The following is a 22,620-nucleotide window of genomic DNA, read 5'->3' as shown; positions in this document are numbered from 1 at the left end:
TCTGCGGGTGCCGTGGGCGGGTGCCGCGGGGTGTGGGTGCCGCGGGGTGTGGGTGTGCGTGCGTGTGCGTGTGTGCGTGTGTGCGTGTGTGCGTGTGTGGGTGTCGCCTACCGGTGTACGCGAGGCGCTGATTGACTTGCGCCGAAACGACCATCCATTTCGGCCGAATGGCCGTTTTCGGCACCCCAGAACGGCCATATGGCGCAAGTCGAGCCGGGCACGGCAGGGGAAGGAGGAAAAAGGAGGAAAAGGGAGAGGGGCGGCTCTAGTGCTTCGCGGCGAGGGCGGCGCGCACGAGCGCGAGCGCCTCGTCGGCGGTGAGCCCGAGCTCCACGGCGCGCTCCGCGAAGGCGGATGCCGCGAGCTGGCCCTGCCGCTGAACCGGGTCGCCCTGCGCCGCGACGAACGACCCCAGCCGCCCGCGGGTCTCGATGACCTCGTCGTGTTCGAGCGCCCGATAGCTGCGGGCGACGGTGTTGGCGGCGAGGCCGAGCTGCTCGGCGAGTCCTCTCACCGTGGGCAGCTTCGCACCGGCGACGAGGGTGCCGTTCCTGGCCGCGTCCCGGATCTGGATGCGCAGCTGCTCATAGGGCGGCACGGGCGACTCGGGGTCGATGCGGAACGACATCATGCGGCATCCTCTCGACCGAATCGACGCGTGCAGCCCCCGGCCATTGGACCATTGTGCTCCACCCGTGGGTGATGTGTCTCTGGTATCTTTCCGCGCGTCCGACGGGCCGATGCGCTCGACCTGCCGGGTGCGCGGCGACCGGTGCCCCGGCCCGTGCACCAACCCGTGCCCCGGCCCGTGCGCCAACCGGTGCCTCGACTCGTGCGCCAACCGGTGGCTCGACCCGTGCTCCGGCCGACGTCCTGACCCGTGCTCCGGCCTATGTCCCGACCGATGCTCCGACCCGTGTCCCGATCCGGGCGGCGCCGCGGTTCGACCACCTCAGTCGTATGACATCCAGCCGATGCCCGCGACCCCGCCGAAGTTCGTGCCGCCGCCCGGGGCGGGCGGGGGCGTGTCGCCGGCCACGCCGAGGAGGCTGCGGGTGAGCTGCTCCCCGCCGGCGAGCAGGGCGTCGAGCGACTCGGAGAGGTCGCTGTCGACCACCTCGCGGTCGTCGAGCGCGGCGCGCAGCACCGTGCGGCGCATGAGCTCCTTCGCGAACGAGCCGGTGACGCCATTCGAACGATCGGCCGCCGCCGCCACGGCCTCGTCGCTCAGCGGGAGCCCGGCGGAGTAGAGGGCGAACAGGCGCCGGCGCGCCTCGGCGTCGGGCAGCGGGATCTCGAGCGCGAGGTCGACGCGACCGGGGCGGGCGGCGAGGGCCGGTTCGAGCGAGTCGACGCGGTTCGTCGTGAGCACGAACGCGACATCCGCATCGCCGTCGAGGCCGTCGAGTGCGTCGAGCACCGCGAACAGCAGCGGCTGCGGGCCGTTGTGCATACCGCGCTCGCTCGCGACGAGATCGACGTCTTCGAGCACCACGATCGCCGGCTGCATCGCGCGGGCCAGCTCGGTCGCCTCGGTGATGAACCGGATGCTGCTGCCCGCGAGCAGGATCGAGGTGACCCCCTCGGTGCGGCTGAGCAGGTGCCGAACGGTGAGGGTCTTGCCGGTTCCGGGAGGGCCGTAGAGCAGGATGCCGCGTTTGAGGTGCTGTCCGGCAGCGCGCAGCTTCTCGCGCTGCAGGCCGATCTCGATGACGTGGTCGGTCACGCGCTCGAGAACCCCGGGCGAGAGCACGACGGTATGGGCGTCGACGTGCGGCCGCTGCAGGAAGGTCGCCCCCGCCGCCCCGTGGCCGAACTGGTCGGCCGTGAACGACAGCACCTGGCCGCGCAGCACACTGTGCTCGAGCATGAGACGGCGGATGTCGGCGAGCACGGCGCCGCTCGTCGCCGTGTCGGCCGCGAGCACCTCGAGTGAGGCCGTGTTGCGGCCTACACGCGGCTGGGCGGAGCGCTGCAGCACGACGACGGGCGCTCCATCGACGTGGAAGAGCCGCACGCCCAGCGAGACGACCTGGCGGCTGCTGTCGGGGCCGGTGTCGGCCTGGGTGTAGTCGACCGGGCCGGGGGCGAAGCGCACGAAGGCGTGGGAGAGCAGTTGCGGCAGGTCCTCCTGGAACCGTTGCTGGCCACCGGTCACCCCGACCAGTTGCGCATCCTCCCCGCCGAGCAGCTCGAGCGCGATGTCGGCGTCGACGAGGCGATGCTGGGCGATCATCTCGCTCACGACGGGGAGCGTCGCGACATCCGTGCCGAGGTGTCGTTGCACGAGTTCGCCGAGCGGGGTGAGCTCCGACTCCCGCACCGGCTGCTTGCGGATGACCTCCTCGAGGAAGCGGCGGAAGGTGTCGACGAAGCCCTGGTCACGATCATCCATCGTCCGAGCCTAGGCGGGTGGGTCGACGACTCGCCAGATAAGGTCTACATGTTAATTTTATGTGACATATCACTGTAGGGTCTGTGAATGTACTGCAAATGGGGGGTAAGTATAAGGAATGGACAACAAATCACTTCCATCGCATAGTTCAGGGCACCATCACCGACGGCGTCGTCGCTGGCTTGCCATCCCCACGATCGCGGTCGCATCGGCGGTGCTTGGGGCGACGCTGGCCCCGGCTGCCGCCTTCGCCGCTCCCGCCGACGCGATCAGCGTCGTCGACGGGAAGACCGCGCCCGTCTTCGACTACGCCGACGCGATCCGGGAGCGCATCTTCATCCCGGTCGCGGGCGTCGATCAGGACCTCGACGGTGTCACGGATGTCACGGCCCTCGACGTCATCCGCCCCCGGGAGTCCGATGGCGCGCTCAAGGTGCCGGCGATCATCGACGCGAGCCCGTACTACACGACCCTCGGCCGCGGCAACGAGTCCGAGCACATCGAGGATGTCGACGGTGACGGCATCAACGACGTGTGGCCGCTCTTCCTCGACAACTACTTCGTGCCCCGCGGCTACGCCGTGCTGCTCGCCCACATGGACGGCACCGCAGCCTCCACGGGCTGCCCCATGCAGGGCGGCCCGGGTGACATCGCGAGCATGAAGGTCGTGATCGACTGGCTGCAGGGGCGGGTACCCGGTTTCGACGCCGATGGCAATCCGGTGACGGCGACCTGGCACAACGGGAAGGCCGGTATGACCGGGAAGTCCTACGACGGTACGCTCGCCAACGGCGTCGCCGCGACGGGTGTCGAGGGCCTCACGACGATCGTGCCGATCTCCGCGATCACCGAGTGGTACCGCTACTCGCGCACGGGCGGCATCCGGCACAACACCGACTACCCCGCGAGCCTCTCCAACACGGTCACCAACCCCGACCGACGTGCCCTGTGCGCACCGACCCGCGAGACGATGAGCGCCATCGACGGCGACGAGACCGGCGACATCAACCAGTTCTGGGCCGACCGCGGCTACCTCAAAGACGTCGGCAAGATCAAGGCCTCGGTGTTCGCCGTCCACGGCCTCAACGACGACAACGTGCGGATGAGCCAGCTCGGCGACTACTGGAGCGCCCTGTCAGAGCGCGACGTGCCCCGCAAGATCTGGCTCTCGAAGCTGGGTCACGTCGATCCCTTCGACTACCGTCGTGACGAGTGGGTCGACACGCTGCACCGCTGGTTCGACTACTGGTTGCAAGGAGTGCAGAACGGCATCATGACCGAGCCGCAGGCGACCGTCGAGACAGACCCCGGCGAATACGAGGACTACGCCAGCTGGCCCGTCCCCGGCACCGAGCCGGTCGACGTGTTCCTCTCCGGAACCGAGGCGGGTGCCGCGGGCGCGCTCGAGCTCCAGGCCGGCGGCGGGCTCGACTCGCTGTCGTTCACGGGCGCTGCGAACCCGAACGAGAACACGCTCATCGACGACCCCGAGGGCTCGCAGGCGAGCCGTCTCGTCTTCCTCTCGGAGCCGCTCGAATCCGATCTGCGGATCTCGGGCACGCCCACCGTGCAGCTGAGCGCCGCGCTCGATCAGCCGCAGTCGAACCTCTCGGCGATCCTCGTCGACTACGGAACGACCGTCCGCACTCCGCGCAGTCCGGGCGACGGCGTCGTCAACACCGAGCAGAGCAGCTGCTGGGGCGAGGCGAGCGAGAACGACGACGCGTGCTACCTCGAGGTCGAGCGGCGTTCGGCCGAGACATCCTTCTGGCGGGTGACGCGCGGGGTGCTCGACTCGTCGAACCGCGAGTCGCTCATCGACGGGCAGGCGACCCCGGTCGTGCCCGGTCAGAAGTACGGCTTCAGCTGGCCGCTCGAGCCGTACGACCAGGTGTTCCCGGCCGGCCACCGCATCGGTGTGGTCGTCGCGACGAACCTGCGCGGCTTCGTCGCGGGAACCCCGGCGACGACGCTCACCGTCGACACGACGGTGAGCAAGATCGTGCTGCCTGTCGTGGGCGGTCTGCAGGCGGCCGCCGACTCGGCGGGCCTCGGCGTTCCGGCGCCCGTGACCCTGGGCTTCGACCTCGGCGGTCACGGCGAGGCGATCCCCGAGCAGACGGTCGCATACGGCGAGACCGCGGTCGAGCCGTCCGCGCCGACGGCCGACGAGCTGTTCTTCCAGGGTTGGTTCGCGGATGCGGAGCACACCGTCGCGTTCGACTTCACCGCCCCGCTCACCGCGAACGCCACGGCCTACGCGTCGTGGGCGACGGCCGCCGAGCTGGCCGCCTCGCTCGAGATCGAGGCCAGCGAGACGAGCGTCGACCAGGGCGACTCGATCACGGTCGCCGTGACCGCCTTCGACGCCGCCGGCAGCCCGCTCGGCGACGTGACGGACGAGGTCACGCTCACGAGCTCGGTCGAGAGCGACGTCATCGAGGGCGACACGATCACCTTCGTGCACGCCAGCCCGCACCTCATCACTGCGACCCTCGGCGGCGCGAGCGAGACCCTCAGCATCTGGGTCGAGCCCGCGCCCGACGTCGAGGAGCCCGGCTCGGGTGAGGATCCGGACGTCGAGGAGCCCGGCTCGGGCGGTTCGGGTGGTTCGGGCGGTTCGGATGACGAGCCCGGGTCGAGCGTGAGCCAGCCGAGCTCCGGTTCGCAGGGCGAGCTCGCGCAGACCGGCGTCACGCTGGCGACCCCGCTGACGCTGCTCGCCGCGCTGCTCGTGGCTGCGGGCGCCGTCTTCATCATGGTGCGCCGCCGTCGTACGGCCTCGGAGGACCCGACCGACTAGGCAGCTTCACCCCTCAGCGGCCAGGTGCCCACGACCCCTGTCGTGGGCACCTGGCCTTCGTCGTCGGTGAGCGAGTGACAACCCAGAGCCCCGGCGGGGTGAAGCCCGCCACGCAGGATGAGATGGGCGCCATGCCGTCGCGGCGGTACCTGAGTGCGGTGTGGCGCCCGTCCGGCCTGTTCCACGTGCCCGGTCGCGGTTGTCCTCGGCTCGATATTGCCTTTTGAGCTGCTGCGACGCAGGGTTGTGCAGCCTTGAGCGAAAGTGAATCTATTCGCTAGACCCACAAGCTAAACTTCCTGGTCAAGTAGTGTGCTCCCCGCCCACGCGGGGATGATCCGCTCGTCTACGAGAACGACGATGCCGAACTGCCGTGCTCCCCGCCCACGCGGGGATGATCCGCTGCGGTTCTGCAGTGCTTTCTGCATCTCCTCCGTGCTCCCCGCCCACGCGGGGATGATCCGTCGCCCGGCAGACCAAAGAAGCTGGACTGTTGGTGCTCCCCGCCCACGCGGGGATGATCCGGTTGTTGCCATCACGGAACGCATCAGCCGCAGCGTGCTCCCCGCCCACGCGGGGATGATCCGTTGGAGAACATCGACGAGATCAGCGTTCGTCGGTGCTCCCCGCCCACGCGGGGATGATCCGGTCGGCATGCTCTGCTGGTCGTGCTGGGAGAAGTGCTCCCCGCCCACGCGGGGATGATCCGCGAGGCAGCTGTGAAGGTTTGCTCCGAGCCAGGTGCTCCCCGCCCACGCGGGGATGATCCGGTGGCGTCATCATCGACCTGTCCGCGGTCGACGTGCTCCCCGCCCACGCGGGGATGATCCGGCCATCGACACGCACGCGGCGAACTTCCGCGAGTGCTCCCCGCCCACGCGGGGATGATCCGGAGAAAGCTTCTACGACGACTAGTTGCAATGAGTGCTCCCCGCCCACGCGGGGATGATCCGGCGCGCTCCGCCGCATCCGGCCCGTTGTCCGGCGTGCTCCCCGCCCACGCGGGGATGATCCGACGAGAAGTAGTGGGACGGGGGTCAGGTCAGGGTGCTCCCCGCCCACGCGGGGATGATCCTACGACGGAACCCTGTCGGCGTTGATCGCCTTCGTGCTCCCCGCCCACGCGGGGATGATCCGCTGCACCGCCTAATCGAGGAAGCCAGGGTCAACGTGCTCCCCGCCCACGCGGGGATGATCCGTTCGAGTTCGACATCGTTGAAGCCGAGGGGCTGTGCTCCCCGCCCACGCGGGGATGATCCGAAGGGGGCGATGTCCTCGGCCTTGTGGCCGGCGTGCTCCCCGCCCACGCGGGGATGATCCGAGCTGCTACGCCGCAGCAGGAGCCGACGATGAGTGCTCCCCGCCCACGCGGGGATGATCCGGCGAACGTGCGGCGGGCGATCAGACCGTCTCGGTGCTCCCCGTCCACGCGGGGATGATCCGTAGAGTGCGCCGAAGAGTGATTCGGGTGTGCAGTGCTCCCCGCCCACGCGGGGATGATCCGTGCGGCCGCACTTACCGGTAGCGCTCGTGGGCGTGCTCCCCGCCCACGCGGGGATGATCCGGACGTCTCGATCCGCCCGATCACCAAGCAAGCGTGCTCCCCGCCCACGCGGGGATGATCCGCCCCTGCGCTGCGTCGAGTGCGGACGCGTCGAGTGCTCCCCGCCCACGCGGGGATGATCCGTTGTCGATCAGACCTATCGTTCTTGGATCAGAGTGCTCCCCGCCCACGCGGGGATGATCCGCTGGCAATCACAGAGAACGAACTGTCGAGATTGTGCTCCCCGCCCACGCGGGGATGATCCGGTCAGCACTGAGGCCGTCGACGAAAGTGTGCCAGTGCTCCCCGCCCACGCGGGGATGATCCGGTATGCGCCCCTCGTCGAGGGACCAGAGGACGGTGCTCCCCGCCCACGCGGGGATGATCCGATTCCGGCTGGGCCGGTGAGCCCTGCCGTGACGTGCTCCCCGCCCACGCGGGGATGATCCGAGCAACTACGCGTCGTTGTTGGATGGTAAAGGGTGCTCCCCGCCCACGCGGGGATGATCCGGCAAACGCACCCTAAACGCCCGCCTCACGCGGGTGCTCCCCGCCCACGCGGGGATGATCCGCTCGTTACATGCCACATCACGGTTTTCACGATGTGCTCCCCGCCCACGCGGGGATGATCCGGTGACGGCTACGCCGTCTTGTTAGGGCCCTTGGCGTTCCCCGCCCACGCGGGGATGATCCGTCGATCAGGATGCGGGGATCTGCCGGTCGGTCGTGTTCCCCGCCCACGCGGGGATGATCCGATGCGCCGCCCGACGACGAACTGCGCGAGTTGGTGTTCCCCGCCCACGCGGGGATGATCCGTTTCTAGGGTTCTTACCCTCTTCCCACCCGCTGTGTTCCCCGCCCACGCGGGGATGATCCGTGAGAGGGAGAGAGAAGTGACTGTTCAGATTCGTGTTCCCCGCCACGCGGGGATGATCCGTTCTCGTAATTCGGATGGCTCCTCGGCGTCGCGTGTTCCCCGCCCACGCGGGGATGATCCGCATGCCCGAGGAGTGCCTGCGTGGCTCGAAGGGTGTTCCCCGCTCACGCGGGGATGATCCGGAGGTATTGCGAGAGGCTGCCGTCGGTGGTCCGTGCTCCCCGCCCACGCGGGGATGACCCGAACTGCAACTCTCAACGGTGTGGTGTGGTCGACGGGAGAGATTGAGCCGAGCTCGTCGAGCCTCCTCATGGCCAGGGTCTGATTCATCCGAGCGTCACGCTCAAGACTTTCGGCGCCGGGCTGCCATTCGATATTTGCTCGCGTTGCTCCAGCCGGGTCGAAGCGGGGGAGTCTTCTCGGTTTGGTCTTCGCTGGGTCGAAGCATGAGCTGGATGCCGTCGAAGTCGACGGGCTTCCAATCGTGTCGATGCACTTTGAAGGCGAGTTTCTGCTCGTTTCTCGCGGAGTAGATCATGATCGCGCGACCGTCTTTGGCCAACTCGACGACCCGTTCCCACATGAGGTCTCGTACACGTGCGCTTACATGGCCGACGAAAACGCCTGAGCTGATCTCCAGTAGCCATCGTGTGAGATGACCACGAAGGCCGGACGGGCATGCTGTGAGAACGAGAACTACCATTCGCCGTCTCCTATCGTCTCGAGTTCGGCGTACGACGTCCCTCCCGATACGACGCGATCCCCGCGGTCCCAGAGCTTGACGACGTTGATGTTGTAGATCTCGAGCCCTTCACCGTCATCGTCGGGGAGGAGGAGCTTGCGGATGTCGCGGGCGCACCGTGTCAGCACCGAACCGTCGTATACCGCATCCCTCACCGCGTGGCGGGTGTCCGATTCCACGTCGACAGGGTTCGTCGCCGCAACGTCGAAAGCAATCGGGATCGTGAGCTCGGCCTTGTAGAGGTCGGCGATGTCGTAGACGAAGGATCGCTCGTGTCCGGTGTGCACAAAGCCGAGACCCGGTGAGCATCCAATTGCGACGATCACTGCGTGCATAATTCCGTAGAGGCAGGTGTGCGCCGAGGACAGGGCCATGTTGATGAGGTCGGAGTTCTCGAAATCTTCGCGGTCGTAGTCCCGTTTCGTCCAGGGAACACCGGTCCGTTTCGATTCTTCGCGATAGATCCGGCGCACTCGAGCACCTTCACGCCCCCGAAGTTGCTGCATCGTGAGCTCGCCGACATCCTCGCCCGGAAATCTCATGCCGTACATCTCGCGTGCGACCCGCAACCGCGATGACTGGTTGGCGAATGCTCGGGCCTGGGCTTCGAGCAGTCTCGTCGAGCGTGCGAGAGTTCTGCCGTGGGCGTAGTACCGGACACCTCGTTCGCCCACCCACACTGCTGTCGAACCGCTTTCCGCGAGCAGCAGCATGGCCTGATGAGTCACCCGGGTTCCCGGCCCCAGGAGGAGCGCGCCCAAGGATGCGGCGGGGATGTGCACGGTGCCACGTTCATCCGTTGCGGTGATCGCGTTCTGGTCGCGGTGGACTACGGCGCGTTCGACATAGATGAAGGAGATCCGCTCGTCGGCGCGTACGAGCTCCGGCAGCTCTGGCGGTGGCGTACCCGGACGTTTCGCCATGTCACAGCCGAGCCAGGGTGAGAAGTCCGCAGCCGTAGCCTTTCGCGCGTCCGATGCCGAATGTCAACGCCCTCCTGAGCGCATCGACATCTGTCACCTCGAGCCTGCCGTCGAACTGCGCCGTTGCCAGGGTCACGGTGGCGGAGCCACGGCGAAAGCTCTTCTTCTCTCGATTGCTGACGAGCAGTTGCGGTTCGCCGTCGTCGTTACTCATCACCTGGAAGCCATTCGCGGTCGTCCGATCGATCAGCCAGCTCGCTTGCTGCCGGGCAGTGACGTGGCCGACGATCTTGCCTTCCAGCTCGGGGTCACGCGGAGTACGCACTGGATTCGCGAAGATCCGGAAGGCATAGTGCTGTCCTCGCGTGATCTGGGAGAGGAAGCCCGTATAGTCGATGGTGTCCCAGGTGCTGGATGTCGGCCACCCGGCTTGTTCGATGAGGTGAGTGAAATCGGGCGCGGTCGGGCTGGCCACGAGAAGCATCAGCTGATGCGCTTCGTGGTCGAGTCGCCAGAGGGTTCGTCCGCTTGCCGTGCTGTCCGCCGTGTCGGGAGCGAACCCGGCGAGCACGGCCGCATGCATCGCTTGCGGTGACGAGACGAGCAGCCTAGTGCCTCGTCTGGCGGGGTTGAGGAACATCCGCGTCAAGAACATCTAGAACTCCTTCGCCAGATCGAACGCGTCATGTCCGCCAGCCTTACCGTCATGCGCCGTAGGTTCCACCGTTCCGTCCGGATTGTCGACCTCGATACGTTCTCCTGTCACGACCGTGCGCCAGCCGTATTCTCTGCGTTCGGGATCGAAGCTCAACGGAATATCGCGCACGGTCTCCCCACGCTCATTCTCATCAACGACATCCCGGGCAAACGGGAGAAGCACCCTGCGGTTCCGCTCCTTTCGTTTGACATGTGCTGAGGCGTGCCAGGTTCGTTCTTTCCGCATCGCTTCGACGAGGGTTCCCTCGCGCCGACCGATCGGCAGTATGCCATCCGGGGGGCAGGAGCGTCGCCCGAGGTAGAGGGGGAACACCGGGTTTCGGAGCGCGTCCTCGATCCCTTCCAAGAGGGACGCGTCGGCGTGGAGCCCCACGAGGAACACAGCGTCGGAGAGATAGTAGCGATACGACAACGGCATCGAGTCCACACTGCCGTCGCGCTTCGGTGACTGCCAGCGCTGAGCGGTCTGGAAGTCTCGTAAGAGCTCACCCGGCTGTTCGGTGCGCACCCCATAGCTGAGCTGTACCAGATCTTCGATCTCGTCCGTGCGGCGGCGGCCTTGAGCTGCCGCGATCAACCCGATGATCCCGCTTTTGGTCGGTTCGCGTCGAGTCGTCCGTTGTACGAATCTGCTCGAATCACCCCATGATTGGAGAGGCGCGGCGAGCCTGATGAGAAGCACCGTCATGCGGGTTCCTGAAGGCGCTCCGAGGTCAGCGACTCGAGTGCGGTGACCATGTCGGAAAGGGAAGTCGGCGTTCCCAGGGCGATGAGACCTCGCGTGTACGGACCGACCTGCAGCACGTAGCTCGCCACGGAGCCGACCCCGTAGTTGCGTTCGATCTCGGTGGCGTAGTCGGCAAGCTTTTCGCTTGCGATCTGCACTCGCGATTCGCCTTCGCCGGCAGCGACTGCGTCCTCGAATGCGCCGACGAGGTTCACCGACTGCGAGTCCCTCACGACGACCACAACGCCCTCCGGGAGGGTGCGGTTCGCGAAGGTGTTCTGCTTACCGGTGGGCATGCTCGTAATGAAGGCGTGAACGAATGCGCCGACCGCCCTGGATGTCGCATCGACGCTTCCGAGGTTTGAGAGAAGTCCGTTCACGTTCACCGTCGCATAGCGGTACAGCGTCGACGAGTTGAACTCGACGGTGCCGATCATCCCGGCGCCGGATGCATCATCCGGCTTCTTGTCGTCGACGGCTGTGAAGTAGTCGAACTCGTTCTCGACGGCATGCACGCTGATCGCATGAGCGACCTGGGCCGCGGCGTCCACGTTGAGGTCGACGGCGTCGGCGACCATCCGCCCGAAAAGAGCGAGGTCTACGCTGTGGGCCTGGTCGGCGGCTTTTTTGATCGCCGAACCGTCGAACTCGCCTCCATCGTTTCCCTCGATTGCGAGAGAGGCGATGTTCGAGATCTGCTGGTCGCTGAGGAACAGAAGGAACTTGCTCTCGGCCACGGGCTCGGTTGTCGAGCCTTTCGCCGGTCTGGGCTTCTCGACCACGAAGCCACCCTTCTTGAGCGCTTTCTCGGCGATGGTCAAGGAGTCGTCAGCCAGATCTACGCGCTGTCGTGTGATCTTCCCAGCGATCAGTTCCACGATTCTCTTCGTGCGAACACCCAGCTCGGCTGGGTCGAGGGTCTCTTCGAAGGCCTTCCTCGTCGCGCGCTTCCACGCCTGACTGGAGACACGCGATCTCGCCACTCCACCATATTGCGCCTGTTTGGGGCTCCCGGTGTCGTCACGGTTGATGTTGCTCGGCGGCACGGTTTGGAGGACGTGGATATCGATGATCGTTTTACTCATTGTTCTTCTCCCAGTGATTTGTCGTCTGAACTGTCGTCGTCGATGCCGGACGCTGCCGAGTCGGTCTCGTCATCTATTGCAAATGCTCGGTAATAGTCGCGACCCCAGGCGAGGCGTACCGCCTTGATCAGCAGGGGATCCTGCCATCTTGCGAGATCGACGGCGAAGGCCGCATAATCGAGCGGGACATCCGCTGCGCGGAACTGTGAGATGAGGCCACGCGCATGATGCACAGCCTCGGCGAGGCTGGAAGCCGTTCCCAGAGCTTGGAATCGGCGGCGGGTCGCCTCCTCGCTCACTGCGCGTTCCCGGCCCAGACGGCGTGCCGCGAGCCCGATGCCCCGCCCTCGGCGATGCATCGCACCCCCCTTCGACTGCTGGTGCAGTGCATAGAGAGTGAGTGCGTGATGAGCTGCGGTCTCCGACTTCGACGGCGCGTCCCCCGAACCGATGAGGCTCGCTGGCATCCCTTTCATGACTTCCCATACGGCGGGCTCGGAGCCCGGGTCGGCCCCGGCTACCCGTCGGAGCTTGGCAAGGGAGGCCACATCGCCGGAGTCCTTGCGCAGGTAGCCGGATTGCAGTTTGCGAACACGAGCGTCGATGAAAGAGTAGAGCGGCGCGTAATGCCCATATCGGCGCCTGAGCCTTTCATCGTCGAGATCTTCCTCGGCATTGCCGGGCGTTTCGATCGTCATTGCGCCACCTCCAAGAGTGTTTTCGGGTCGGGTTCGACGTCATCGCCGTCGGGAAGAACCTTCCGGAGTTCGCTCAGGTAGAACGAGAAGGCCTCCGGAGAGCTAACGTGCCGGTCGGTGCGGGGGTTCGTGCGTCCGACCCATGCGGCATTGCCTGCGGCATCCACGGCCTCGCGTGCGATTCGGCGGAGGATGGCGCCCGCTTGAGCGTTCCACGCGATCCCCGCACTTCGGGGGTCGGAGGAAGCATCGAGTTCCCGCAGCCACTGTCGGAACGGGGTGTCCAGGAGGAAGTAGGCCTCCTCGCGAATGCGATCGCCGGGTCCGTCCGGTGGGCCGCCAGCCGCGATCGCGAGGTTGCGAGCCAGGATGCCGAGATGGAAGACCGCCTTGTCGGTCTGCTCGATGGCGAGGAGGGCGCGAGTTGTGAGAGAAGCGCCGCGTTCCGAAATCAAAACACTGTCGAAACTCACGACGTCGTCGATGATCTCGGCGACGGTTGCGCTTTGACTGCCGTACTCCATGCCGATGGCATGGGTTCGGATCGTGAAGTCCTCGCTCAGAACTCCCGTGTCTTGGAGCTTGCGGAACCATTCGAGCGATGGTGGCGGGAGGAATCGAGATCCTTCCTTGTACTGTTCTTCTCTGATGCTCTGCGGAAGTATCCCGCCGAGACCTCGCCAGAGCGCTCGCTCGGGTCTGTGCTCGTTCGGCATGTATACCCGCGGCTGACGGAGGGCTTTCTCCTGGGTCTCACTGCGACGCCACGCCGTCATCGTCTCGAGATTGTGCACGTTGGGTGCGGTTTGCGGTTTGAGCGGGTCGCCGTTGGCAATGATGACTCCCGTGACGGCACCGCCGGATGGGACGAGACGGATGCGCCGGCTCTGCCACGTGAGCAGGTCGACGGGCCCACGGGGCTGCCGGCCTCCCGCGACCTCCTCCCGGGCCGTGAGCTGCTCTCGTTCCCAGGTGGGCCAGTCGTCGGTCGCGAAGGGCTGGCCGTCGCCGTCGCCGAGGACGAGGTTGAGCAGCAGAGTCTCGCGGAGATTTCGCCCCTCCAGAACGATTCCTCCGAGCGAGCCCGCCCAGGCGGCGCCGATCGGGTAGCCTTTTCCTCCTTTGACCCGCGGGTCGTCGACTGCTCCCGACTTGATTCCGGAGGGGTCGAAAGCCTGACAGTGAATGAGCCAGCGGGCGGCTTCCGCGTAGGAGATGGAGGCCGTGCCGCGTTTCAGTCGTGTCGTGAAGAAGGGAGCGCCGTTGGGCACGTCTGCGATGAGTTTGTCGAGGGACGAGACGTCGCCGCTCGTCGTCATGAGCGAGGCCACCTGGTAGAACGGTTCGGCGCCATGGAACAGCTCGAAACGGTCGTGTACTTCGTCGAGATATTTCGACAACGTGACGATGTCGAGGAGCGAGCCCTCCGAGTTCCAGAGCTCACGCCATTCCTCGACGGGGTCGTCATCAAGGGGTCGGAGAGAACCGTGCAGAATCGCGATGAGCAACCGGGTGATCGCGAAGGTCTGCGTGGGAACCTCGCCGACGATCCCCCGAAGGTCACCGGCCTCACGGAAGAGTCGTGCGATCGAGACTTCCTCGACGTGGCTGTCGCGAAACTCCGCGAGGATCCACGGATCGTCGATGAGCGAAAAGGATGGTCGTTCGTCATCCATTGCTGTCACCTTTCTTGATGATGGTCACGATCAACCCCAACTCCTTGTCGTATCTCACGTCGGCGCCCGCGAGCTCGGCGTGCATGTTCTCGTCGAGCACGAGTGCCAATTGACCGCGTAGCCAATACGATTTCTGCCATCCCTCGAAGGCGTTCTCTTCCAGGGCGCCGAGCACCCGATTGAAGCGCCAGGGCGCAGTTAGCGACGGAGGCAGCCTGACGCTCGAATTGGCTACGGTGCGCTCGACTCGAGAGTCATCCGGCGGCCACATCGTCTTGATGACAAGACCGCCGCCATGCGCGAGGGTCGGAAGAGTGCGGATATCGGAACCCACCCGTTGCACGAGCAGAACCTCGAGCGTGTCCTCGGTGTCCCGTACTTGTGCCTGGCCTTCGGGGGAATCGCCATCGACTTCTCCGACACCTCGATCGATCCACCCCACGAGCGATGAGCCATCCCTACCCGGTGAGCCGAGGAGGAAGGTCTGAGCTCGGAGATGTTTGCTTTCGATCTCCGCGTCCCATGTTCTCCGTGCGATCTCCAACGGTTCGTCCCACCCCGGTGGAGCATCCCGGACTACGTCGTATGTAGCGCGAACCAGGGCAGGGATGTCGCGGGGGAGACTCAAGCGGTTCGATCCCACTATCGAATCCAGGGCCATGAGAGTGCGCAGGAGCGGGTAGTCGCTATAGATGGTGCTTGTACTGGAACCGATCGTCGGTGGGGTCGTCGACCAGTCCTCCACTCCGACGATGTGGCACCGGGCTTCGGCCACCGCCGATGGTCGGCCACCGCGTTCATGGCGATGGAGCCGCCCAATGCGTTGGAGCAGGAGGTCGGTGGGGGCGAGGTCTGTAACCATGACGTCGAAGTCGATATCGAGGGATTGTTCGAGAACCTGGGTGCCCACGACTATCGCTTTCGGCGGTCGTCCGGGGCTGTCCGGAGACCCGAAGGTGGTTCGCAGCCAGGTGTCTATCTCCACGCGATCGTTCGCGGCAAAACGCGAATGAGCGAGTTTGACGATGGTATCGGAGCCCAGATGCTCCTTCACCAGCCGCATGGTGTCCTGTGCCCGTGCGACGGTGTTCCGCACAATGACCGCGCAGCCCCCATCGGCGAGCGACTCATCGAGGATGCGAAGAAGGGTTTCATCGTCATCCGCTGCACGGATGAGCTCGACCTGGCGGCTCTCGCCGGGGGCTTCGACAGGGGTGATGAACAGCTCTCCGTCGGAGACAGCGGTGATGAGAGGGTAACTTCGAATGTCGTCGAGAGCAGCGAAAGGATCTGTTTCCTCCACGACGCCGGCCTTGAACGCTGCGCGGAGGCGTTGCTTTCGTTCGGCCTTCTCCTCCGATGTCTCGTTGTCAGGTTTCGGGTGGGCGGAAGGCCGACGCTCACCCGCGTATGCGCGCAGGAGCTTTTTCCGCACTCCCGTCGGCAACGTCGCTGAGAGCATGATGACGGGTACTTCGTAGTGCCCGAGCCACTCGAGAACCCGTTCGAGATAGACGTTCATATAGGCGTCGTAGGAGTGGACCTCGTCGATGACGACCACTTTGTTCGCGAGTGCGAGGTGTCGCAGCATGAGGTGTCTGCTTTTGAGGCCGGCGAAGAGCACCTGATCGATCGTGCCGACCACGAAGTTCGCGAGAGGCCCCTTCTTGCGGCCGTTCAGCCACTCGTGGATGATCAGCCATTCCTCGGCAGATTCCCCCTTGCCCTGGTGGTCTCCGACCGCTCGGAAGTTTGCGAGCAGGTCCAGCGTCTCCTCGTTTAGGGAGGCCTTCCCGTGAGCGAGATACATGCTCCTCCGCACATCGATGGCGTCCGGATCGACGGGCAGATGTTCGACCCAACGACGCACTCGGGAGAACATCGCGTCGCTCGTCGCCATGGTGGGCAGAGCGACGAAGCATCCGCCCTGCCCGAAACGGGTCGCCAGGATCTCGGTGGCGAGAAGGGCAGCCTCGGTCTTGCCGCTGCCCATTTCGCTTTCGATGATCATGAGACCCGGGTGAGGCAGTGTGCGTGCGAGTTCGGATGCTGCCCTCTGCACTGGCCGGAGAGTCGCTTTGTTCCCGAGGCCGAATCGTTCGCGGAAAGTCCCTTCGACGTCATCGCGTGTTTCTCCTGGCTGCCATGGAGGGGTCAGCCTGAGATCGCCAAGGGCTCGACGCGCTCGCTCAGTCGAGTTCAGCCCTGTGAAATCGTAGGAGAAGCGTGTCTCGTCGCTTGCGATCCAGTCGGCTACGATGACGAGCCCTGTAAGGAGAACTTGAGAGCGGGGCGAAAGCGGCCTGTTGGCCATGGCGCCCAGATCGCCATCGTGGAGAGCGAGTCGGGCTGCGTAGTCGATCAACTCGTGCTGCGTGTTCTTCCAGAGTTCGCCTTCTCCGACCAGCTCGGGTAATTGACCGACCACGCGCGCCTGTTCGGATGTTGGTGTGACACCGTGATGACTGCCCACTACGGCCGCGTAACTCTGTGCGACCGGCTTCGACCAATGCTGGTTCTCCGTGAGCCAGTGAGTGAGCAGGTGGAAGCTCGCAGCCGAGTGAGGCAGTCGGCTGCGTTCAGTGGAGTTCGCCCCGATCCTGAATCGAAGCCCTGCATCTCGCATCCTGCCTGTGAGGGATTCCACCTGCACTGCGAACGCGGGTGTGCACTTGCCACAGTCATGCTGCGCGGCGAGGAAAACGAAAACCCGGCGGGTGAATTCGAGATCGTCGTTGAGATCGCGCGAGAGGAGTTCTCGTACGCTACGTGGGATCCACTCGTCCCACAGGATGTCGGCGACCGCCGCTGAGTCCGCCATGTGCACGTGCAGAGGGAGCCAGGATGTCTCATCCTCGCTCGATTTCGCCCAGGGGGTGCGAGCGACTGTGCTCAACGCCACGATCGTTACCCCCCGAATCTGTGTCTTGCTTTGCTGCCGGGGCCCGAGGAAAGTATGTGTTGTTCGGCTCCGGCAATTGGAGTGGTGGGCGTGACGCGTCGACCGCAGATCTGATGCAAGCGTATGCACTGTGCTAAAAATCAGGTACCCCCCTTTCAGGTCTCTCTGAAATTCGCCCTTCCGTTTGTGTATTCCCTGCATGTCCCGGTAATAGCCAGGAGCACGTGTTCCCCGAGATCACCTTGCCGTGACGGGCAAGAAAAATTGTTTTTGGCCTAGTGCCCCGGCGAGGCCGGGGAGTAATCAGGCAGGCTTCCCGACGCCTGCACAGGACTACGGATCATCCCCGCGCAGGCGGGGAGCACTCCACGCCCACTCATTCACGCGGCACCCGCAGCGGATCATCCCCGCGCAGGCGGGGAGCACCGCCACACCGCGTTATGGGAGCTATCCTGCGGCGGATCATCCCCGCGCAGGCGGGGAGCACGGTCCGATCCGCATGGATCGTGTTGTGGAGGACGGATCATCCCCGCGCAGGCGGGGAGCACTCGCACCGTGGTTCGCTCTTCTCGCCCGGTCGGCGGATCATCCCCGCGCAGGCGGGGAGCACATCGCGGCGCCCATCTCCGTGTAGTCGCCATCCGGATCATCCCCGCGCAGGCGGGGAGCACCGTGACTCCGTGATAGTCAATGAAGTCTTCAACGGATCATCCCCGCGCAGGCGGGGAGCACGGACTACCTCGAATGACCGTGGATGATCTCGACGGATCATCCCCGCGCAGGCGGGGAGCACATGTGATCGGCCGTACTCACGGTGCCGCCTGCCGGATCATCCCCGCGCAGGCGGGGAGCACCCAGATTCAGCCACTGACAGTTTGTGGTAAGTCGGATCATCCCCGCGCAGGCGGGGAGCACCTGTGGCTTGAGGTTGGCGAGCATCCCGCCCTTCGGATCATCCCCGCGCAGGCGGGGAGCACATTCGAGACCGACGGCGGCTTGTTGCCGATCGCGGATCATCCCCGCGCAGGCGGGGAGCACACCAGATTCAGCCACTGGCAGTTTGTTGTGAGTCGGATCATCCCCGCGCAGGCGGGGAGCACCGCAAGCTGCTGCCCATGATCACGAGTTCTGGCGGATCATCCCCGCGCAGGCGGGGAGCACGAGCCCGGATCGACACTGATGACCCGGCGCGTCGGATCATCCCCGCGCAGGCGGGGAGCACACGCCGTCTGCGATCTGCGCCTTGGTTAGCGGCGGATCATCCCCGCGCAGGCGGGGAGCACGCTACCAAACGGGTACAAATCCGTGTTCATGCACGGATCATCCCCGCGCAGGCGGGGAGCACCCGCACACCATTCAAGCCCCGGTCACTCCGGGGCGGATCATCCCCGCGCAGGCGGGGAGCACGCTCGACCTCAAGGCAGTTCCGACGCAGGGCCGGGATCATCCCCGCGCAGGCGGGGAGCACATACCTGGACAGCAACGTCTTAGAGGAACCTGAGGATCATCCCCGCGCAGGCGGGGAGCACTCTCGGGAGAAGGGCTCACAGGGCGCTCCCGCCGGATCATCCCCGCGCAGGCGGGGAGCACACGGTGATCAGCTTGACGATCGAGGCCGCGAACGGATCATCCCCGCGCAGGCGGGGAGCACACGCAAGACCTCTCGATCGACATATTCGTGCCCGGATCATCCCCGCGCAGGCGGGGAGCACCGGGCGCGTGCTCGTGGCAGGGAATCAGTGGACGGATCATCCCCGCGCAGGCGGGGAGCACGCTCTCACGAACCTCACCGCCGTGCTGCTGTTCGGATCATCCCCGCGCAGGCGGGGAGCACACTTGCTAATCAGGACTTTATGTCACCGAACCTCGGGAATCGAGTCACTTTGTCGCATTCGCCGGGGAACCGCGTCTCGAAAACAGGATGGATGTCGCGCCACGCCACCGCAGTGACGCCCGATGGCGGTGTGCCGCGACATCCGTCCTGTTCCACGGCCGCTCAGACCGCTCAACCAGCCAGCCGGCCCGCCCAGGCCTCAGTCGTTCGAGCGGTGGATGAGGCGCGACAGCACGATGGCCGAGCGGGTGTGGTCGACGTTGGGGGCGATGCGCACACGTTCGAGGGCGGCTTCGAGGCTGGGGATGTCGCGGGAGCGCATGTGCACGATGGCGTCGGCGCTGCCCGTCACGGTGCCGGCATCCACCACTTCGGGCACGGCCGAGAGGATGCGCAGCAGCTCTTCGGGCGCTACGGTTCCCCGGCAGAAGAGCTCGACGTAGGCCTCCGTGTTCATGCCGTCGACGGTCGGGTCGACCTGGATCGTGAAAGCCCGGATGACGCCGTCGGCCACGAGGCGGTCGACGCGGCGTTTGACGGCGGAGGCCGACAGGCCGATGATCTGGCCGATGTCGCCGTAGCCTGCCCGGGAGTTGCGGCGGAGCTCGTCGAGGATACTGCGGTCGAGATTGTCCATGCCGTTGAGTGTACGCTCGTTTATTGCGTTCAACCAATGAAGTACGCACGAATTTCGCGTCACATGGAGGGTATTACCGGATAGCTGCGTGCGACACTGGAGATGGCGTCGACCTGGTCCGCCCATCCCGTCACTCAAGGATTCAGGAGCCCCACCCTATGTCGACGACGATCCTCGAACCCGCCGCGGTTCCCACCCGGCGCACCCCCGTGCACCGCACCGTGCTGATGTGCCGCCCCGACCATTTCACGGTCAGCTACCGCATCAACCCGTGGATGCACCCGCAGGTTCCCACCGACACCGCGCTCGCCGTCGCCCAGTGGGAGACGCTCTACAACACCTACCTCGGTCTCGACTTCGACGTGCGCCTCATCGACCCCATCGAGGGCCTGCCCGACATGGTCTACGCGGCCAACGGCGGTTTCGTGCTCGACGGCATCGCCTACGGCGCGAGCTTCCAGTACCCGGAGCGCCAGCCGGAGGGCCCCGCCTACATGGACTGGTTCCGCGAGAGCGGCTTCCGCGTCGTCGAGCCCGCCAACGTCAACGAGGGCGAAGGCGACTTCCTCCTGGTCGGCGACGTCATCCTCGCCGGCACCGGCTTCCGCAGCGACTCGCAGAGCCACACCGAGCTGGCCGAGATCGTCGGCCGCGAGGTCGTCACACTGAACCTCGTCAACCCGAGCTTCTACCACCTCGACACGGCGATCGCGGTGCTCGACCCTGTCGCGGTCGACGGCCATGCCAACATCGCCTACCTGCCGAGCGCCTTCGACGAGCCGAGCCTCCGCATCCTGCGCGAGCGCTACCCGAACGCGATCATCGTCACAGAAGAGGATGCCGCGGTGCTCGGCCTCAACTCGTTCAGCGACGGCTACAACGTGGTCATCGCCTCCCGCGCCACCGATTTCGAGCGGCAGCTGCGCGAGCGCGGCTACAACCCGATCGGCGTGGACCTGTCCGAGCTCCTCCGCGGCGGCGGCGGGGTCAAGTGCTGCACGCTCGAGCTGCGGTCGTAGAGGCCGTGGATCAGAAGGAGAAGAGCATGGTGACGACGATCTCGCAGGCTGACGCCTACATCGGTGCCGAAGAAGAGCACGCGGCACACAACTACCACCCGCTGCGCGTGGTCGTGACATCCGGCGACGGCGCCTGGGTGACGGATGTCGACGGCCGGCGCTACCTCGACTGCCTCGCCGCGTACTCCGCCGTGAACTTCGGCCACTCGAACCCGGTGCTCATCGAGGCGGCGAAAGCCCAGCTCGATCGCATCACGCTCACGAGCCGCGCGTTCCACAACGACCAGCTCGGCGCCTTTGTGACCGAGCTCGCCGCGCTCGCCGGAAAAGACATGGTGCTGCCCATGAACACGGGCGCCGAGGCCGTCGAGTCGGGAATCAAGGTCGCCCGGGCCTGGGGCTACCGGGTCAAGGGCGTCGCGGCGGACCAGGCGAACATCATCGTCATGGCGGGCAACTTCCACGGGCGCACGACGACGATCGTGAGCTTCTCAGACGATCCCGACGCCCGCGACGACTTCGGGCCGTTCACGCCGGGCTTTCGCACCGTGCCGTACGGGGATGCGGCGGCCATCGAAGCGGCGATCGACGAGAACACCGTGGCCGTGCTCGTGGAGCCCATCCAGGGCGAGGCCGGCATCGTCGTCCCGCCCGCCGACTTCCTGCCGCGGGTGCGCGAGATCTGCACGCGCGAGAACGTGCTGTTCATCGCCGACGAGATCCAGTCCGGCCTCGGCCGCACGGGTGCGACGTTCGCGTGCGACCTCGTCGACGTGGTTCCCGATCTCTACCTTCTGGGCAAGGCGCTCGGCGGCGGCATCGTGCCCGTCTCCGCGGTCGTCGGCGACAGCGACATCCTGGGCGTGCTGCGCCCTGGCCAGCACGGCTCGACCTTCGGCGGCAATCCGCTCGCGGCGGCCGTCGGCATCGAAGTGGTGCGGATGCTCGCCACCGGCGAATACCAGGAGCGTGCACGTGTGCTCGGGGCCCGGCTGCACTCCCGGCTCGAGGGCCTCGTCGGCAGCGGCGTCGTGGCACTGCGCGGCGCCGGGCTCTGGGCGGGCATCGACATCGACCCGGCCCTCGGCACCGGACGCGAGGTGTGCGAGCTGCTCATGGCGCGCGGTGTGCTCGCGAAGGACACCCATGGCTCGACGATCCGCCTCGCGCCGCCGCTCGTTGTGGAGCCCGAGGATCTCGACTGGGCCGTGGAGCAGCTCGAGGGCGTGCTGGAGGAGTTGCGCGGGCGCTGATCCAGGATCGGGGAACGAGGCGGGCACGGATTCGCCGCGACATCCGGGTTGTCGGCCCGTTTGTTAACCCGTGTTCACCGCCGAGCCGCTATGCTCGGATCGCGCACTGTGACTGTGCCCTGTTCGGGGGCACGGGCTCCTCGCCCGAGGGGCCTGTCGGAGTGCGCATCGTTGTCGCCGTCGACGACGCCCGCTCGCCGCATCACCGCATCCCGAAGGGCGTCGTGAGAAATCCCGAAAGGTCCTCCTCCATGTCCCTGCGCATCTCCCACCCGCGGGTTCGGCTCGTCGCCTCCCTCGCAGCCGCAGCCGCCGTCGTCTTCTCGCTCTCTGCGTGCAGTGTGCTCGACTCGATCTTCCCCGCGCAGGCCCAGCGCGACTCCGACACGGCCGAGGTGTCCGAGGCCGGCCAGGCCGACGCCTTCACCCTCCTCGTGGGCGACTGCTACAACGACGAGAACCTCGACGCGACCGAGGTCTCCGAGGTTCCCGCTGTGCCGTGCGCCGAGCCGCACGACAACGAGGTCTACTACACCTTCGACATCCCGGACGCGACGTACCCGGGTGAGGACTCGATCCTCACCCAGGCCGACGCCGGCTGCGAGGGCGAGTTCCCCAACTTCATCGGCATGGCCTACGCCGACTCGTCGATCGAGTACTCCTACCTCTACCCGTCCGAGGGCAGCTGGAAGGACGGCGACCGCGAGGTCGTCTGCATCGTCTACTCGGACACGCAGACCACGGGCAGCCTCAAGGGCGCCGCGATCTAGCGAGCGGTCGAGCGGATCT

The 22,620-nt window shown here is 66.0% G+C and carries 15 protein-coding genes and 2 CRISPR repeat arrays; of the genes, 4 read left to right on the top strand and 11 right to left on the bottom strand.

Annotated elements, in window-relative coordinates; translation table 11 throughout:
* Positions 1 to 265 precede the first annotated feature (265 nt).
* A complete protein-coding gene (locus CLV54_RS01105) occupies positions 266 to 631 on the bottom strand; it encodes a GntR family transcriptional regulator (RefSeq protein WP_245861206.1) in 366 nt (121 codons plus the stop codon).
* Between the two features lie 321 nt (positions 632 to 952).
* Positions 953 to 2,395 (bottom strand): AAA family ATPase, encoded by a 1,443-nt coding sequence (locus CLV54_RS01100; RefSeq protein WP_100343115.1) that lies wholly within the window; start codon positions 2,393 to 2,395, stop codon positions 953 to 955.
* A gap of 214 nt (positions 2,396 to 2,609) precedes the next feature.
* Between CLV54_RS01100 and CLV54_RS01095 the strand changes: the two genes are divergently transcribed.
* Entirely contained in the window at positions 2,610 to 5,198 is a 2,589-nt protein-coding gene (locus tag CLV54_RS01095; RefSeq protein ID WP_211294401.1) for a CocE/NonD family hydrolase, read from the top strand.
* Between the two features lie 312 nt (positions 5,199 to 5,510).
* A CRISPR array of direct repeats spans positions 5,511 to 7,618; the repeat unit is 29 nt; unit sequence GTGCTCCCCGCCCACGCGGGGATGATCCG.
* 343 nt (positions 7,619 to 7,961) lie between these two features.
* On the opposite strand, the gene cas2e is transcribed toward CLV54_RS01095, so the two are convergent.
* The 9 genes from cas2e to CLV54_RS01050 form a co-directional block, all read right to left on the bottom strand.
* A complete protein-coding gene (cas2e, locus tag CLV54_RS01090; RefSeq protein ID WP_100343113.1) occupies positions 7,962 to 8,321 on the bottom strand; it encodes a type I-E CRISPR-associated endoribonuclease Cas2e in 360 nt (119 codons plus the stop codon).
* Positions 8,315 to 9,283, bottom strand: a complete 969-nt coding sequence (gene cas1e, locus CLV54_RS01085) for a type I-E CRISPR-associated endonuclease Cas1e (protein ID WP_100343112.1) — start codon at positions 9,281 to 9,283, stop codon at positions 8,315 to 8,317. Before cas1e ends, cas2e begins: the two co-directional genes overlap by 7 nt.
* 1 nt (position 9,284) lies before the next feature.
* On the bottom strand, positions 9,285 to 9,938 hold the full coding sequence (gene cas6e, locus CLV54_RS01080; protein ID WP_100343111.1) for a type I-E CRISPR-associated protein Cas6/Cse3/CasE: 654 nt from the start codon (positions 9,936 to 9,938) through the stop codon (positions 9,285 to 9,287).
* Entirely contained in the window at positions 9,939 to 10,688 is a 750-nt protein-coding gene (gene cas5e, locus CLV54_RS01075) for a type I-E CRISPR-associated protein Cas5/CasD (protein ID WP_100343110.1), read from the bottom strand.
* Entirely contained in the window at positions 10,685 to 11,812 is a 1,128-nt protein-coding gene (gene cas7e / locus CLV54_RS01070; RefSeq protein WP_100343109.1) for a type I-E CRISPR-associated protein Cas7/Cse4/CasC, read from the bottom strand. Before cas7e ends, cas5e begins: the two co-directional genes overlap by 4 nt.
* Positions 11,809 to 12,510: a type I-E CRISPR-associated protein Cse2/CasB gene (casB, locus tag CLV54_RS01065; RefSeq protein WP_100343108.1), complete on the bottom strand. Its 702-nt coding sequence runs from the start codon at positions 12,508 to 12,510 to the stop codon at positions 11,809 to 11,811. Before casB ends, cas7e begins: the two co-directional genes overlap by 4 nt.
* Positions 12,507 to 14,186: a type I-E CRISPR-associated protein Cse1/CasA gene (gene casA, locus CLV54_RS01060; RefSeq protein WP_100343107.1), complete on the bottom strand. Its 1,680-nt coding sequence runs from the start codon at positions 14,184 to 14,186 to the stop codon at positions 12,507 to 12,509. Before casA ends, casB begins: the two co-directional genes overlap by 4 nt.
* Positions 14,179 to 17,289, bottom strand: coding sequence for a CRISPR-associated helicase/endonuclease Cas3 (locus CLV54_RS01055; RefSeq protein WP_100343106.1), 3,111 nt, complete (start codon positions 17,287 to 17,289; stop codon positions 14,179 to 14,181). Before CLV54_RS01055 ends, casA begins: the two co-directional genes overlap by 8 nt.
* A gap of 135 nt (positions 17,290 to 17,424) precedes the next feature.
* Positions 17,425 to 18,922: a CRISPR direct-repeat array (repeat unit 29 nt; unit sequence CGGATCATCCCCGCGCAGGCGGGGAGCAC).
* A 199-nt stretch (positions 18,923 to 19,121) separates the two neighbouring features.
* On the bottom strand, positions 19,122 to 19,559 hold the full coding sequence (locus CLV54_RS01050; RefSeq protein WP_100343105.1) for an Lrp/AsnC family transcriptional regulator: 438 nt from the start codon (positions 19,557 to 19,559) through the stop codon (positions 19,122 to 19,124).
* 158 nt (positions 19,560 to 19,717) lie between these two features.
* Here CLV54_RS01050 and ddaH point away from each other — a divergent pair, with 158 nt between their 5' ends.
* The 3 genes from ddaH (at position 19,718) to CLV54_RS01035 (ending at position 22,601) form a co-directional block, all read left to right on the top strand.
* Positions 19,718 to 20,578, top strand: a complete 861-nt coding sequence (gene ddaH / locus CLV54_RS01045) for a dimethylargininase (RefSeq protein WP_100343104.1) — start codon at positions 19,718 to 19,720, stop codon at positions 20,576 to 20,578.
* A gap of 26 nt (positions 20,579 to 20,604) precedes the next feature.
* Positions 20,605 to 21,831 carry an ornithine--oxo-acid transaminase gene (gene rocD / locus CLV54_RS01040; RefSeq protein WP_100343606.1) on the top strand — a complete coding sequence of 409 codons (1,227 nt, stop codon included), beginning with the start codon at positions 20,605 to 20,607 and terminating at the stop codon, positions 21,829 to 21,831.
* 161 nt (positions 21,832 to 21,992) lie between these two features.
* Positions 21,993 to 22,601 carry a septum formation family protein gene (locus CLV54_RS01035; RefSeq protein WP_170061934.1) on the top strand — a complete coding sequence of 203 codons (609 nt, stop codon included), beginning with the start codon at positions 21,993 to 21,995 and terminating at the stop codon, positions 22,599 to 22,601.
* Positions 22,602 to 22,620: the final 19 nt, after the last annotated feature.

This window comes from Compostimonas suwonensis (genome assembly GCF_002797855.1).
Lineage (GTDB): Bacteria > Actinomycetota > Actinomycetes > Actinomycetales > Microbacteriaceae > Compostimonas > Compostimonas suwonensis.
The sequence above is the reverse complement of the archived record's forward strand: the minus strand, read 5'-3'. Positions and strand labels throughout refer to the sequence as shown.

Excerpts from the sequence above, each read along its gene's own strand:
- CLV54_RS01105 (WP_245861206.1), bottom strand. The coding sequence starts at position 631 with ATGATGTCGTTCCGCATCGACCCCGAGTCGCCCGTGCCGCCCTATGAG.
- casB (WP_100343108.1), bottom strand. The coding sequence starts at position 12,510 with ATGACGATCGAAACGCCCGGCAATGCCGAGGAAGATCTCGACGATGAA.
- cas1e (WP_100343112.1), bottom strand. The coding sequence starts at position 9,283 with ATGGCGAAACGTCCGGGTACGCCACCGCCAGAGCTGCCGGAGCTCGTA.
- cas5e (WP_100343110.1), bottom strand. The coding sequence starts at position 10,688 with ATGACGGTGCTTCTCATCAGGCTCGCCGCGCCTCTCCAATCATGGGGT.
- CLV54_RS01050 (WP_100343105.1), bottom strand. The coding sequence starts at position 19,559 with ATGGACAATCTCGACCGCAGTATCCTCGACGAGCTCCGCCGCAACTCC.
- CLV54_RS01055 (WP_100343106.1), bottom strand. The coding sequence starts at position 17,289 with ATGCAGGGAATACACAAACGGAAGGGCGAATTTCAGAGAGACCTGAAA.
- casA (WP_100343107.1), bottom strand. The coding sequence starts at position 14,186 with ATGGATGACGAACGACCATCCTTTTCGCTCATCGACGATCCGTGGATC.
- cas6e (WP_100343111.1), bottom strand. The coding sequence starts at position 9,938 with ATGTTCTTGACGCGGATGTTCCTCAACCCCGCCAGACGAGGCACTAGG.
- ddaH (WP_100343104.1), top strand. The coding sequence starts at position 19,718 with ATGTCGACGACGATCCTCGAACCCGCCGCGGTTCCCACCCGGCGCACC.
- cas7e (WP_100343109.1), bottom strand. The coding sequence starts at position 11,812 with ATGAGTAAAACGATCATCGATATCCACGTCCTCCAAACCGTGCCGCCG.
- rocD (WP_100343606.1), top strand. The coding sequence starts at position 20,605 with ATGGTGACGACGATCTCGCAGGCTGACGCCTACATCGGTGCCGAAGAA.
- CLV54_RS01100 (WP_100343115.1), bottom strand. The coding sequence starts at position 2,395 with ATGGATGATCGTGACCAGGGCTTCGTCGACACCTTCCGCCGCTTCCTC.
- cas2e (WP_100343113.1), bottom strand. The coding sequence starts at position 8,321 with ATGGTAGTTCTCGTTCTCACAGCATGCCCGTCCGGCCTTCGTGGTCAT.